The sequence below is a fragment of the Phenylobacterium sp. genome (assembly GCF_028290885.1).
GTDB lineage: Bacteria > Pseudomonadota > Alphaproteobacteria > Caulobacterales > Caulobacteraceae > Phenylobacterium.
Genome location: NZ_JAQGIZ010000051.1, coordinates 1 through 12,691 on the forward strand (window position 1 = coordinate 1; position 12,691 = coordinate 12,691).

Annotated in this window: 12 protein-coding genes; 5 read left to right on the forward strand and 7 right to left on the reverse strand. The window is 68.4% G+C overall.

Translation table 11 applies throughout. From position 1 onward, the window contains the following. Both rpoD and dnaG read right to left on the reverse strand, forming a co-directional pair. Positions 1 to 1,697, reverse strand: a 1,697-nt coding sequence (gene rpoD / locus JWP28_RS04335) for an RNA polymerase sigma factor RpoD (RefSeq protein ID WP_299540378.1), incomplete at its 3' end; no start/stop codon positions are given. A 502-nt stretch (positions 1,698 to 2,199) separates the two neighbouring features. Further along, entirely contained in the window at positions 2,200 to 4,110 is a 1,911-nt protein-coding gene (gene dnaG, locus JWP28_RS04340; RefSeq protein WP_299540381.1) for a DNA primase, read from the reverse strand. A gap of 300 nt (positions 4,111 to 4,410) precedes the next feature. On the opposite strand from dnaG, the gene JWP28_RS04345 reads away from it, so the two are divergent. Then, positions 4,411 to 4,683, forward strand: coding sequence for a hypothetical protein (locus JWP28_RS04345; protein WP_299540384.1), 273 nt, complete (start codon positions 4,411 to 4,413; stop codon positions 4,681 to 4,683). Between the two features lie 37 nt (positions 4,684 to 4,720). Here JWP28_RS04345 and JWP28_RS04350 read toward each other — a convergent pair whose 3' ends face one another. Next, positions 4,721 to 5,416, reverse strand: coding sequence for an HAD family hydrolase (locus JWP28_RS04350; RefSeq protein WP_299540386.1), 696 nt, complete (start codon positions 5,414 to 5,416; stop codon positions 4,721 to 4,723). A 169-nt stretch (positions 5,417 to 5,585) separates the two neighbouring features. Here JWP28_RS04350 and JWP28_RS04355 point away from each other — a divergent pair, with 169 nt between their 5' ends. Next, positions 5,586 to 6,701 (forward strand): response regulator, encoded by a 1,116-nt coding sequence (locus JWP28_RS04355; protein WP_299540388.1) that lies wholly within the window; start codon positions 5,586 to 5,588, stop codon positions 6,699 to 6,701. Here the strand turns inward: JWP28_RS04355 and JWP28_RS04360 are convergent. Continuing rightward, positions 6,698 to 6,943, reverse strand: a complete 246-nt coding sequence (locus tag JWP28_RS04360; protein ID WP_299540390.1) for a DUF1272 domain-containing protein — start codon at positions 6,941 to 6,943, stop codon at positions 6,698 to 6,700. The two genes, JWP28_RS04355 and JWP28_RS04360, sit on opposite strands and share 4 nt — an antisense overlap. Positions 6,944 to 7,005: 62 nt before the next feature. Further along, positions 7,006 to 7,443, reverse strand: a complete 438-nt coding sequence (locus JWP28_RS04365; protein ID WP_299540392.1) for a DUF1330 domain-containing protein — start codon at positions 7,441 to 7,443, stop codon at positions 7,006 to 7,008. A gap of 102 nt (positions 7,444 to 7,545) precedes the next feature. On the opposite strand from JWP28_RS04365, the gene carA reads away from it, so the two are divergent. Further along, positions 7,546 to 8,712, forward strand: a complete 1,167-nt coding sequence (gene carA / locus JWP28_RS04370) for a glutamine-hydrolyzing carbamoyl-phosphate synthase small subunit (protein WP_299540394.1) — start codon at positions 7,546 to 7,548, stop codon at positions 8,710 to 8,712. Between the two features lie 37 nt (positions 8,713 to 8,749). Here the strand turns inward: carA and JWP28_RS04375 are convergent, their stop codons facing one another. Together JWP28_RS04375 and JWP28_RS04380 are read right to left on the reverse strand one after the other, a co-directional pair. Next, entirely contained in the window at positions 8,750 to 9,115 is a 366-nt protein-coding gene (locus tag JWP28_RS04375) for a GxxExxY protein (protein ID WP_299540396.1), read from the reverse strand. A 144-nt stretch (positions 9,116 to 9,259) separates the two neighbouring features. Beyond that, positions 9,260 to 9,484, reverse strand: coding sequence for a hypothetical protein (locus JWP28_RS04380; protein WP_299540399.1), 225 nt, complete (start codon positions 9,482 to 9,484; stop codon positions 9,260 to 9,262). 284 nt (positions 9,485 to 9,768) lie between these two features. Here JWP28_RS04380 and JWP28_RS04385 point away from each other — a divergent pair, with 284 nt between their 5' ends. Together JWP28_RS04385 and carB are read left to right on the forward strand one after the other, a co-directional pair. Continuing rightward, on the forward strand, positions 9,769 to 9,975 hold the full coding sequence (locus JWP28_RS04385; protein WP_299540401.1) for a cold-shock protein: 207 nt from the start codon (positions 9,769 to 9,771) through the stop codon (positions 9,973 to 9,975). Between the two features lie 446 nt (positions 9,976 to 10,421). Further along, positions 10,422 to 12,691, forward strand: a 2,270-nt coding sequence (gene carB, locus JWP28_RS04390) for a carbamoyl-phosphate synthase large subunit (protein ID WP_299540403.1), incomplete at its 3' end; no start/stop codon positions are given.

Below are 12,691 nucleotides of genomic sequence, written 5' to 3' on the forward strand. Positions count from 1 at the left end.
TCGATCGGCAGGATCGCGTTCTTGTCTTCGATGAAGTCGCCGAGGTGGCTGTCTTCCTCGTCGCCGAGGGGGGTTTCGAGGCTGATCGGCTCCTTGGCGATCTTCAGGACCTTGCGGACCTTCTCGAGCGGCATGGCCAGCTTCTCGGCCAGTTCTTCCGGCGTCGGCTCGCGGCCGATCTCGTGCAGCATCTGGCGCGAGGTGCGGACGATCTTGTTGATCGTCTCGATCATGTGCACCGGGATGCGGATGGTGCGCGCCTGGTCGGCGATCGAGCGGGTGATCGCCTGGCGGATCCACCAGGTGGCGTAGGTGGAGAACTTGTAGCCGCGGCGGTATTCGAACTTATCGACCGCCTTCATCAGGCCGATGTTGCCTTCCTGAATGAGATCAAGGAACTGCAGGCCGCGGTTGGTGTACTTCTTGGCGATGGAGATCACCAGGCGCAGGTTGGCCTCGACCATTTCCTTCTTGGCCTGGCGGGCCTCGCGCTCGCCCTTCTGGACGGTCTGGACGATGCGGCGGTAGTCGTCGATCGGCACGCCGGTCTCGGTGGCCAGCGCCGCGATCTCGTGGCGGATGTCGCCGATCTGGCCGTTGTCGTTCTCGGCGAACTTGGTCCAGCGCACGCCCAGCGGCTTCACCTGGTCGGTCCAGTCCGGACGCAGCTCGGAGCCGAAATAGGCCTTCAGGAACTCGCCGCGGCTGATGCCGTAGCTGTCCGCGAGCCTGAGCAGGCGGCCTTCCAGGCCCATCAGGCGCTTGTTGATCGCATAGAGCTGCTCGACCAGCGCCTCGATGCGGTTGTTGTTGAGCTTGAGGGTCTTCAGGTGCAGGACGATGGCGCCGGTGGCCGTGACATAGGCCGCGCGGTCCTTGTCGGAGAGGTCCTCGCCCTTCAGGCGCTGGCCGACCAGCTTTTCCTGCAAGAGGCGGAAGCTCTCGAACTCGGCGGCGATGGCGTCGAGGGTGGCCATGACGCCTTCGCGCAGCTCGGCCTCCATGGCGCTGATGGTGGGGCCCGCGCCGTCGTCGAAGTCGTCGTCGCTCTCGCCTTCCGGCTGGCCTTCGACGGCCTCGGCTTCTTCCTTCTCTTCCTCGGCTTCGGCCACCGCCTCGACCGGCAGGGCGTCCGCCCCGGCGTTCAGGCCGCCGTAGGTCTGTTCGAGGTCGATCACTTCACGCAGCAGGATGCGGCCCGAGCCCAGCTCCTCGCGCCAGACCATGATGGCTTCGAAGGTCAGCGCGCTCTCGCACAGGCCGCGGATCATGGTGTCGCGGCCGGCCTCGATGCGCTTGGCGATGGCGATCTCGCCCTCGCGGGAGAGCAGCTCCACCGAGCCCATCTCCCGCAGATACATACGGACGGGATCGTCCGTGCGGTCGTAGGCGGCTTCCTTGGCGGTCTCGACGACGGCGGACTCTTCGCGCACCGCGACCTCGCCGCCGGCCTCGGCGTCTTCTTCCGCCTCGACGACGTTGACGCCCATTTCCGAGAGCATGGCGAGGGTGTCCTCGATCGCCTCGGACGTGACTTCTTCGGAGGGCAGGACCTTGTTCAGCTCGTCCATGGTGACGTAGCCGCGGGCCTTGGCCTGCTTGATGAACTTCTTGACCGCGGCGTCCGTCAGGTCGAGCAGCGGGCCGTCGCCGCCGGTGGTTTCTGGCGTTTCGGCTTCAGCGGTGGTGGTGCTCATCTAGGTCTCCGAGGTCGGCTCCAGCACCCCTGCAAGGCGCGGGCCGAAAATGGTTTACAGCGGTCGGACGGATGAGAGGCCGCACCTCTACGACCCGTCGCCCGCCCAAATCGTTCCCGTTCTGATCGCGTGCGTCAGTGCGTCGCGCTCGGTCTCCGGGCGTCGGGAACCCGCCACGCGACAACAACCCCGAAGGTTTCCCCCGCGGCGCCGGTGGCGTCGTTCCGCGCCGCCGGCCCCCGAAGAGAGCCCGCGAAGAGGCGCGACCACGTGGATCACCGCACATCGAGGGAGGCATCATCTGATGGGTGGGCGCGCCCGAATGCTCGCGGCGGCCCGATCGATGCCTGTCAACAGCGCGCTAAATCCGCACGCTGCCAGATGGCGTCGAAGCGGGTTGGAGTCAAGGTCGTCGGTATCCGGACGACGGGCGGTGAGGTTCGTCCGGTTCTCAGGCGAGCATTACATCACTGATATTATGGGGTTATTTTGCCACACACCGTCAGTGCGGCAGGACCGGCGCGGTCGCCTCTTCCGGATGGGACCAGTCGCTGTTGAGGAGTTTGCGCAGGGTGTCGCGCTCGGTCTTGAGGCTGACGAGGGTCGATGAGTCGTGGTCGCGGTCGAGGTCGCGGGCTGCGGCCTCGACGGCGCGTTCGAGGGATTCCAGGTTCATCAGCAGGTCGAAGGCCTGGCGCCACAGGTCGCGGGCGCGCTCGCCGGTGGCTTGCAGGAAGGGCGCGCTGACGCCGGCGCGGCGGGCGTCCTCTTCGAGGGTGGCGAGGATGGCCGGCCCGAAGCCGCGGGAGTCCAGGTGGCGGAGCGCGGCGTCGAACTCCATGCCGTCGGTCTCGTAGCGCAGGCGGACCAGCTCCTGGGCGAGGCTGTCCAGCTTCTCGTCGCCGAAGCCGCGGGCGCCGACCAGTTCGATCTTCTCGTCGATCACGCCCGGGTCGCGGACGGCGGCCAAGGCCAGGGCGGCGGCCAGCGGACGCGGCGAGACGCGCAGCCGGCGGCTGGCGTCCTTGCCTTCCGGCGTGGCGCCGAGCGCGAGCGCCTTTCGCTTGTCCCAGCGGGCGCGGGACAGCTCGCGCCCCGCAGCGCCCACGGTGTAGACCGGCTCGCGGGTCGGCCAGAGCTGCTCGAAGCGGCCGAGCAGGTCTTCCTTGTAGGCCTGGGCCAGGTCGGGGTCGGCGATGGTGGCCGCGAGCTTGCGCAGGCGCGTCTTGAGCGCCGTCTTGCGTTCCGGCGTGTCGTAGGGCTCCGCGTCGCGCTCGCGGATGAACAGGGCCTCGGCGAAGGGCGTGGCCTTGGCGAGCTGGGCCTTGAGCGCGGCGGGCCCCTGCTCGCGCAGCACCTCGTCGGGGTCCTTGCCGCCTTCCACGATGGCGAACTGGAGGCTCTTGCCGGGTTTCAGCAGCGGCAGGGCCCGGTCCATGGTGCGCGCCGCGGCCTGGCGGCCGGCGCGGTCGCCGTCGAAGCTGAGCGTCGGCTCCGGATGATGGCGCCAGAGGATCTCCATCTGGTCTTCGCCCAGCGCCGTGCCCATCGGCGCCACCGCCGGGATGTTGGCCCGGTGGCAGGCGATGGCGTCCATGTAGCCCTCGACCACCGCCAGCGGCGGGGTCTCGGCGGCGGGCGCCGCGGCGATGATCTTGCGGGCTTCGGCCAGGCCATAGAGGTGATGGCCCTTGTGGAAGACCGATGTCTCCGGGCCGTTCAGGTATTTGGCGCGGGCCTGCGGATCCATCGCCCGGCCGCCGAAGGAGACCACCCGGCCGCGGGCGTCGGCGATCGGGAAGATAATGCGGTCGCGGAAACGGTCGTAGGGCGCCCCGCCGTCCTCCGGCGCGATCAGGAGGCCGGTCTCGACCAGCTCGCCGGGGCGCGCGCCCTTGGCGATGATGTAGTCCTTCAGCGCCGTGCGCCCGGGGGGCGAGAAGCCCAGGCGGAAGCGCGCCCAGTCCTTCTCCGGCAGGCCGCGCCTTTCGAGATAAGCCCGGGCTTCCCGTCCCGCCGGCCGCCGAAGCTCAGCCTCGAACCACTGGGCGGCGAGCTCCAGCCACTCCGAGAGGCCCTGGCGGACCTTCTCCTGCTCGGCGGCGCGCGGATCGACGGCGGGCAGCGGTACGCCGGCCTCGGCGGCCAGGCGCTCGACCGCCTCGACGAAGGTCAGCCGCTCGCTCTCCTGCAGGAAGGAAATGATGTCGCCGGTCTTGCCGGACGAGAAGTCGAAGAACTGGCCCTTGTCGTCATTGACGTAGAAGGACGGCGTCTTCTCCTTGGTGAAGGGCGAGAGGCCGACGTACTCACGCCCCTGCCGGCGCAGCTTCACCGTCTTGCCGATCACGTCGGACGGGCGAAGGCGAGACTTGATCTCGTCTAGGAAGCTCTCGTCGAATCGGACCGCCATCCCGCCAGTACCTGCGCCGAATGCATCCGCCCAACTGCGGCACAGTCAACGGAGTTACTTACCCGCCCGCGAACCGGCCGATGGCCTAAGCCTGTCGACGGATCGCCGCAGTTTTCCACAGGTGGAACCACGACGTGGGGACGATCGCTGCAAGGCTGTGGAAAAGCCAAAGTTCTTCTTTTGTTCTGGAGAGATTCTGGCCGCGCGTCAATCCCCCGCCAGCTGATCGCCATTTGACGTCGCACCGCTCAGGGCCGATGTTACGAATTCGTGTCGGGTCGTGATTTGGGGGATTAGCGCTTGGTGATGTGGCTGCGGCTCGCGGGCGCCCTGCTGGTGACGCTCGCGACGATCGGCGCGCTCGAATATTTCGGCGTCAGCCGGGTGCTTGGCGGCCGCTCGCCGGACGAGGTGGGCGACGCCGCGCGCGGCCGCACCGGCGAGCTGTTCTGGCTGATGATCTTCTTCGTGGTCATGGCGACCTCGATGCTGGCCGCCGCGCGCCGGTGGGCCGGGCATCTGCGGCGCGCAGTGGCGATCAGCCCCCCGCAAAGGCGGCGGCGGACGTCCTAGGGATCGGGCCCTCCCCCCGCGTTGGGGGATAAGATCACTACTCCAGCCCCCTCACCCAGCCCGGCAGCTCGGCGATCGAGGCCAGCTCGGCGAACCGCGGGTGGCCCAGCGGGGTCTCGGCCATCTCGTGGGCCCAGGTCAGGGGATAGGGCACGTGCGCGGCGAAGGCGCCGGCTTGCAGGGCCGGCAGGATGTCGGAGCGCAGGGAGTTGCCGCACATGGCCGCCTGCGCCGCGCCGGTCCCGTGGCGGGCGAACACCCGGTCGTAGGTGGCCGCGTCCTTCTCGCTGACGATCTCGACGGCGACGAAGAGGTCGCCGAGGCCGGAGGCGGCGAGCTTCTGCTCCTGGTGCAGCAGGTCGCCCTTGGTGATCAGCACCAGACGGTAGGCCTGCGAGAGCTCCGCCAGCGCCTGGTCGACGCCCGGCAGCGGCTCGACCGGATGGGCCAGCATCTCGCGCCCGGCGGCCAGGATATCGGCGATGACCCGGCCGGGCGGCTCGCCGCCGGTGACCTCCATGGCCGTCTCGATCAGCGAGAGGGTGAAGCCCTTCACCCCATAGCCGTAGAGGGAGAGGTTGCGCCGCTCCACGGCGGCCAGCCGCTCGTCCAGCACCTCGGGCGCGGCGACGTCGGCCATCAGCGCCCGGAAGCGGTCCTGGGTGAGCCGGAAGATGGTCTCGTTGTGCCAAAGGGTGTCATCGGCGTCGAGGCCGACCGTGGTGATGCGCATGGGCGGCCTCTTAGCAGCGCCCGGCCCGCGTTCGAAGCCTGCACAATCCAGGGCGCCGGCGCCCAATCGCGCGGCGCCCGCCGCCAGGCCCACGCAATCAGCGGTGGCATAGGGTCGCGGGGCCTCGGGATATGGAAGATGCGCAGGCGGTGTGAGTCGGGGCTTTGGTATGGCGGCGGGGCTTTGGCGGTGGATCGTCCGGCGGCTGGCGGGGCGCGAGCTGGCCGCCGCGCAGGCCGAGGCGAAGCTCGCCCGCGAGCGGCTGAGCGACGCTATCGAGGCGATCCCGGAGGGCGTGGTCTTCCTGGACGCGGACGGCCGCTACATCCTGTGGAACCGGCGCTACGCGGAGATCTACCACCGCTCGGCGGACCTGTTCCGGCCCGGCGCGCGGCTGATCGACGTGTTGCGGGAAGGCGTGCGGCGCGGCGACTATCCGGGCGCGGTGGGGCGCGAGGAGGCCTGGCTCGCCGGACGCGAGGCGATGCTGGCGGCCGGGACCGGCGAGCGGCACGAACAGCAGGTGGCCGATGGCCGCTGGTTGATGATCGAGGACCGGCGCACCTCGGAGGGCGGGTCGATCGGCCTTCGGGTCGACATCACCGGGCTGAAGCAACAGGCGCAGGCGCTGGAGCAGGCGCTGGTCCGCGCCGAGGCGGCCAGCCGCGCCAAGAGCGAGTTCCTGGCCGACATGAGCCATGCCCTGCGCACCCCGCTGAACGGAGTGTCGGGGCTGGCGCAGGCGCTGGAAGGCACCACGCTCGGGCCGGGTCAGCAGGCGCTGGTGGCCGACATCCGCGCCTCGGCGGGCGAGCTGGAGCGGCTGGTGTCGGGGCTTTTGGACTACGAGGAGATCGAGGCAGCCTCGCGCGCCCCGACACCGGCGGCGGCGCTCGGCGCGGCGGGCGCGCCGCTGCGGGTGCTGGTGGCCGACGATAACCCGACCAACCGCAAGGTGATCGAGCTGATGCTGGCCGCAGCCGGCGCTGCGCCCACCTGCGTCGAGGATGGCCGCCAGGCGGTGGAGGCCTGGAGGGTAGGCGCGTTCGACGTGGTGCTGATGGACTTGCGCATGCCGGTGATGGATGGGCTGGAGGCCATCCGGGCGATCCGCGAGGAAGAGGCCGCCTCGGGCCGCGCGGCGACGCCGGTGGTGGTGCTGTCGGCCAACACCGCGCCGCAGGACCGCGCCGCCAGCGCCGCGGCCGGCGCCACCGGCCACATCGGCAAGCCGATCGAGGCCGACATCCTGCTGGCCGCGCTCGCCACCGCCGTAGAATCCTAGGCGGCGCAGGCCTCGTGTTTGCCAACCACCCGCTCGGTGGAGGCCGGATATTTGGCGAGCAGGGCCGTGGGACGGATCGGCCGGACGGCGAAGCCGCCGCCGCAGTTGGGGCAGGCGCCGCCCAGCCGGGTTTCCACGCACTCGGCGCAGAAGGTGCATTCGAAGCTGCAGATGCGGGCGTCCGGGCTGTCGGGCGCCAAGTCGCGGTCGCAGCACTCGCAGTTGGGCTTGAGGATCAGCATGCGCCGATCCTGGCAGACGGGCGGGCGACGCGAAATGACATCGTGGCCTCATTTCCGGCCAGCTATTCGCCGAAGCCCTCGCCGGGGGTGACGGGGGCGAGCCTGAGCAGGCGGGAATCGGCCACGCCGGCGGTGCGGTGCTTGACGAACTCGCGGTACTCCGGGTCGCGGACCATGGCGATGAACGCCTCTGAGCTCGAGTACTCGGCGATGAAAGCCAGGTCCCAGGCCTCGGCCTGCGGGCCGGTGACCATCACTTCAGGCTTCCCCACCCAGACCTGGCGCCCGCCGAGCCGCTTGAAGATCGGCGCGGTGGTCCGGCCGTAGGCGCGGTAGGCGTCGAGGCCGGAGAGGTCCTTGCCGTGGTCCGGGTGACCCTCGGGATACTCCGCCTTGGGCTTCAGCCGGACCAGGTTGAGCATGTGGATCGGCTGGTCCTTGGGCAGCGACTTGAAGACCTCCCAGGCCGCGCGGTCCGGATCGATGTAGGTCTCGCTCATCCGGGGTGCTCCTGCGTCCGTGGGCGTGCGATATGCGCACATTGACCGCGCGTCGGGGACTCACTACCTACGCGGCCGTTTGCCCAAAAGGAGTGCCTGCCCATGAGCCGCGACCTGTTGCCCGGCTGCACCGGCGTGCTGGCGCTCGCGGACGGGACCGTGCTGCAGGGGTTCGGCGTCGGCGCGGTCGGCGAAGCGGTGGGCGAGGTCTGTTTCAACACCGCCATGACCGGCTACCAGGAGATCCTCACCGACCCCTCCTACATGGCCCAGATCGTGGCCTTCACCTTCCCGCACGTCGGCAACACCGGAACCACCGCCGAGGACCTGGAACAGATGTCGGGTTCGGCGGAGACCGCGGCCAGGGGCGCGATCTTCCGCGACCTGCCGACCGCGCCGGCCAGCTGGCGGGCCGACAGCGACCTTCCCACCTGGATGGCCCGGCGCGGCGTCGTGGGCCTGGCCGGGGTCGACACCCGGGCGCTGACGCGCTCGATCCGCGAGCACGGCATGCCGCACGCGGTGATCGCCCACGCCCCGGACGGGAAGTTCGACCTCGACGCCCTGGTGGCGCGGGCCAAGGCCTGGGGCGGGCTGGAGGGCCTGGACCTCGCCAAGGACGCCTCCTGCCTGCAGCCGTTCGTCTATGACGACGGCCTGTGGTCGTGGCCGGACGGCTACGCCAAACCGGGCCGACCGAAGTACGAGGTGGTGGTCGTCGACTATGGCGTGAAGCGCAACATCCTGCGGGCGCTCACCAGCGTCGGCGCACGCGCGACCGTGGTGCCGGCCTCGACCAGCGCCGAGGACATCCTGGCGAGGAAGCCCGACGGGGTCCTCTTGTCGAACGGCCCCGGCGACCCGGCGGCGACCGGCGAATACGCCGTGCCGGAAATCCGGAAGCTGGTGGAAAGCGGCACCCCGGTGTTCGGCATCTGCCTCGGCCATCAGATGCTGTCGCTGGCGCTGGGGGCCCGGACGGTGAAGATGGAGCAGGGCCACCATGGGGCGAACCATCCGGTGAAGGACCTGACCACCGGCAAGGTCGAGATCGTCTCCATGAACCACGGCTTCACGGTGGACCGCGCGAGCCTGCCCGAGCCGGTGGTGGAGACCCACGTCTCGCTGTTCGACGGCACCAACGCCGGCATCGCGCTAAGGGACCGCCCGGTGTTCAGCGTGCAGCACCACCCGGAAGCCTCCCCCGGCCCCACCGACAGCCTCTACCTGTTCGAACGGTTCGCGGGGCTGATGGACGCGAAGAAGTAGATTTGTCCACGAACCACACGAACCACACGAACGAAGGTTAGAGGACGAAGCGTTCGATGCGCGCCTTGGGCGCGCATCCAAAATTCACGAGCAACCCGACCCGCAGACCCGTCGCCTTCAGATAGTTGATGACCTGCGCCCGGTGTTCGGCGGCGAACTCGCTCAGCGCCTTCAATTCGACGATGACTGCGCCGAAGCAGATGAAGTCCGGCGAATATGTCTGCCGTAACGGCTCACCCTTGTACTCGAGGGTGAGCCGAGGCGTCGCTACGAAGGCGATCGAACGCGCCGCAAATTCCAAAGCAAGGCACTCTTGATAGACCGCTTCCAGAAAGCCGGCGCCCATCTGTCGATTGACCTCGAAGATCGCGCCCTGGATGCAAAAGACCTCTTCGGCGTGCACCAATCGTTCGTGTGGTTCGTGTGGTTCGTGGACCATTCACCGAACCTACGCCATAGCACGGACGAGAACAATACGGGAACGATGGACGGCATTTAGCGGGCTGGCAGCTTGCCAAACGCCGCTCATCCGCGGGAAGGCCAGGGCTTAAGCGGCGACCTTCTTGGGTTTGCGGGCGGCGGCGCGTTTCGCCTGGGCGGCGGCTAGGCGCTCGGTGCGGCGTTCGGTGGCGGCCACTTCCAGGGCGGGCAGCAGTTCGGCGGCGGCGGCCTGCTGGCGCTCGTCGCCCGTCTCCTGCAGGCGGCGCGCGTTGGCGAGCAGATTGACCACTTCCTCATCGGTCATCGTCGGGATCTTTTCGATGAGGGTCATAGGACACCGCTCCACAGTTGGCCGTCGCGATAAACGCGGCCTCACACAGGGTTATATGGCTAAGCCGCCAATTGGTTTCGAGCTTTCTGCAAATTTTTCGCCCGTCTTGCCTCGCGTTTGGAAATCCTCCACGGTGCCGGGTATCGAATTCGTCACGGTTCGGCCGACTTTCCCCGCTCGACAAACCGGGCGCCGGACCTGCCTCCCGACCCCTTTCGAACTTTGATCGTCGGCGCAAATGCTTGCACCGGTCGGCAATAACCTTTCGAAGGACTAGAACTTACATGGCTACCGGCACCGTCAAATGGTTCAATGGCGCCAAGGGCTTCGGCTTCATCCAACCGGATGAAGGCGGTCCTGACGTGTTCGTGCACATCTCCGCGGTCGAGCGTGCGGGCCTGCGTTCGCTCAACGAAGGCCAGAAGATCACCTATGAGCTCGAGAAGGATCCGCGCAGCGGCAAGTCCGCGGCGGGCCAGCTCCAGGCCTGAGGCTTACAGATTTGCGGGGGCGAAACCCCGCCAAGCCACAACGATGGGCCGGTGTCCGCACCGGCCCATTTTGTTTGGGTGCGTCCAGCGACGGCTGTGCGGACGCCTCGGCAGAAGATTTGTCCACGAACCACACGAACCACACGAACCACACGAACCACACGAACAAGACGTGTTTCAGAGACTCCGGAAATGGTGATCGACCGCGCCGGCGGCGCGGTCAGGACTGTCATGCGCGGCGGCCGTGACGCTCTCGTTCGTGTGGTTCGTGTGGTTCGTGGACAGAAAACGAACACGTCGCCCCGGGGGATATACGGGCTAGTTCCGCGCCGCCTCAACCCACCGCTTGCGCCCCACCCACTCCGTCTCTAAACGGGCGGCTTAACCTGCAGATTTGGCCGGGCGGCGCGTAACGAGCATGCGCGAGCCCTTGCGCGCGAGACTTGATGCCCAAGCGGACCGACATCTCCTCGATCCTGATCATCGGCGCCGGCCCCATCGTCATCGGGCAGGCCTGCGAGTTCGATTATTCGGGCGTGCAGGCCTGCAAGGCTCTGCGGGCCGAGGGCTACCGGATCGTGCTGGTGAACTCCAATCCGGCGACGATCATGACCGATCCCGACGTCGCCGACGCCACCTACATCGAGCCGATCACGCCTGAGATGGTCGAGAAGATCATCGCCAAGGAGCGCCCCGACGCCCTGCTCCCGACCATGGGCGGCCAGACGGCGCTGAATACGGCGCTGGCGCTCGACGCGTCCGGCGTGCTGGCCAGGTACGGCGTCGAGATGATCGGGGCCCGCGCCGAGGTCATCGACAAGGCCGAGGACCGACAGAAGTTCCGCAACGCCATGGACCACCTCGGGCTGGAAAGCCCCAAGTCCAAGGCCGCTCACACCCTGGACGAGGCCCTTGAGGGGCTAGAGTTCGTGGGCCTGCCGGCGATCGTGCGGCCGAGCTTCACGCTCGCCGGCACCGGCGGCGGCATCGCCTATAACGTCGAGGAGTTCCGCGAGATCGTCGAGCGCGGCCTGGACCTGTCGCCCACCACCGAGGTGCTCATCGAGGAGAGCGTGCTCGGCTGGAAGGAGTACGAAATGGAGGTCGTCCGCGACAAGGCGGACAACTGCATCATCGTCTGCTCCATCGAGAACATCGACCCGATGGGGGTGCACACCGGCGACTCCATCACCGTCGCCCCTGCCCTGACGCTGACCGACAAGGAATACCAGCGGATGCGGGCGGCCTCGATCGCGGTGCTGCGCGAGATCGGCGTCGAGACCGGCGGGTCCAACGTGCAGTTCGCGGTCAATCCCGCGGACGGGCGGATGGTGGTGATCGAGATGAACCCGCGGGTGTCGCGATCCTCGGCCCTGGCCTCCAAGGCCACCGGATTCCCGATCGCCAAGGTCGCCGCCCGCCTGGCCGTCGGCTACACCCTCGATGAGCTGATGAACGACATCACCGGGGCGACGCCGGCCTCGTTCGAGCCCTCCATCGACTACGTCGTCACCAAGATCCCGCGCTTCGCCTTCGAGAAATATCCGGGATCGGAGCCCTACCTGACCACCTCCATGAAGTCGGTGGGCGAGGTGATGGCCATCGGTCGCACCTTCGCCGAGAGCCTGCAGAAGGCGCTGCGGGGGCTGGAGACCGGCCTTTGCGGCCTCGACGAGATCGAGATCGAGAACGCCGACGATCCGGAAATGGGCCACGCCGCCGTGCTGCGCGCGCTCGGCCAGCCCACGCCCGACCGGCTGCGGGTGATCGCCCAGGCGTTCCGGCATGGCCTCTCGGTCGAAGACATCCACGCGGCCTGTTCCTACGAGCCCTGGTTCCTGCGGCAGATCGAGGCCCTGGTGGCCGAGGAGGCGCGGGTGCGCGCGCAGGGCCTGCCGGAGACCGCGCAGGGCTTCCGCGCGCTGAAGGCTCAGGGGTTCTCCGACGCGCGGCTCGCGGCCCTGACCGGGTCCACCGAGGCCCTGGTGCGCGCCGAGCGCCGGGTGCTGGGCGTGCGGCCGGTGTTCAAGCGCATCGACAGCTGCGCCGGCGAGTTCCGGGCCGAGACGCCCTACATGTACTCGACCTATGAGACCGGCGCGCTCGGCCAGGCGCCGGACTGCGAGAGCGACCCGTCGGACCGCAAGAAGGCGATCATCCTGGGCGGCGGGCCGAACCGCATCGGCCAGGGCATCGAGTTCGACTACTGCTGCTGCCACGCGGCCTTCGCGCTCGACGAGATCGGCGTGGAGTCGATCATGGTGAACTGCAATCCCGAGACGGTTTCGACGGACTACGACACCTCCGATCGGCTCTACTTCGAGCCGTTGACCGCGGAAGATGTGCTCGAACTGATCCACGTCGAGCAATCCAAGGGCACGCTGCTGGGCGTCATCGTGCAGTTCGGCGGCCAGACGCCGCTGAAGCTGGCCAAGCCGCTGGAGGACGCCGGCATCCCGATCCTTGGGACCACGCCGGACGCCATCGACCTGGCCGAGGACCGCGAGCGGTTCCAGCAGCTGCTGCACCGCCTGAAGATTCAGCAGCCGATCAACGCCATCGCGCGGTCACGCGACGAGGCCTTCGCCGGGGCGCACCAGGTGGGCTATCCGGTGGTGATCCGGCCGTCCTATGTACTGGGCGGGCGGGCCATGGAGATCATCCGCGACGACGAACAGCTCGACCGCTACATCCGCCACGCCGTGCAGGTCTCGGG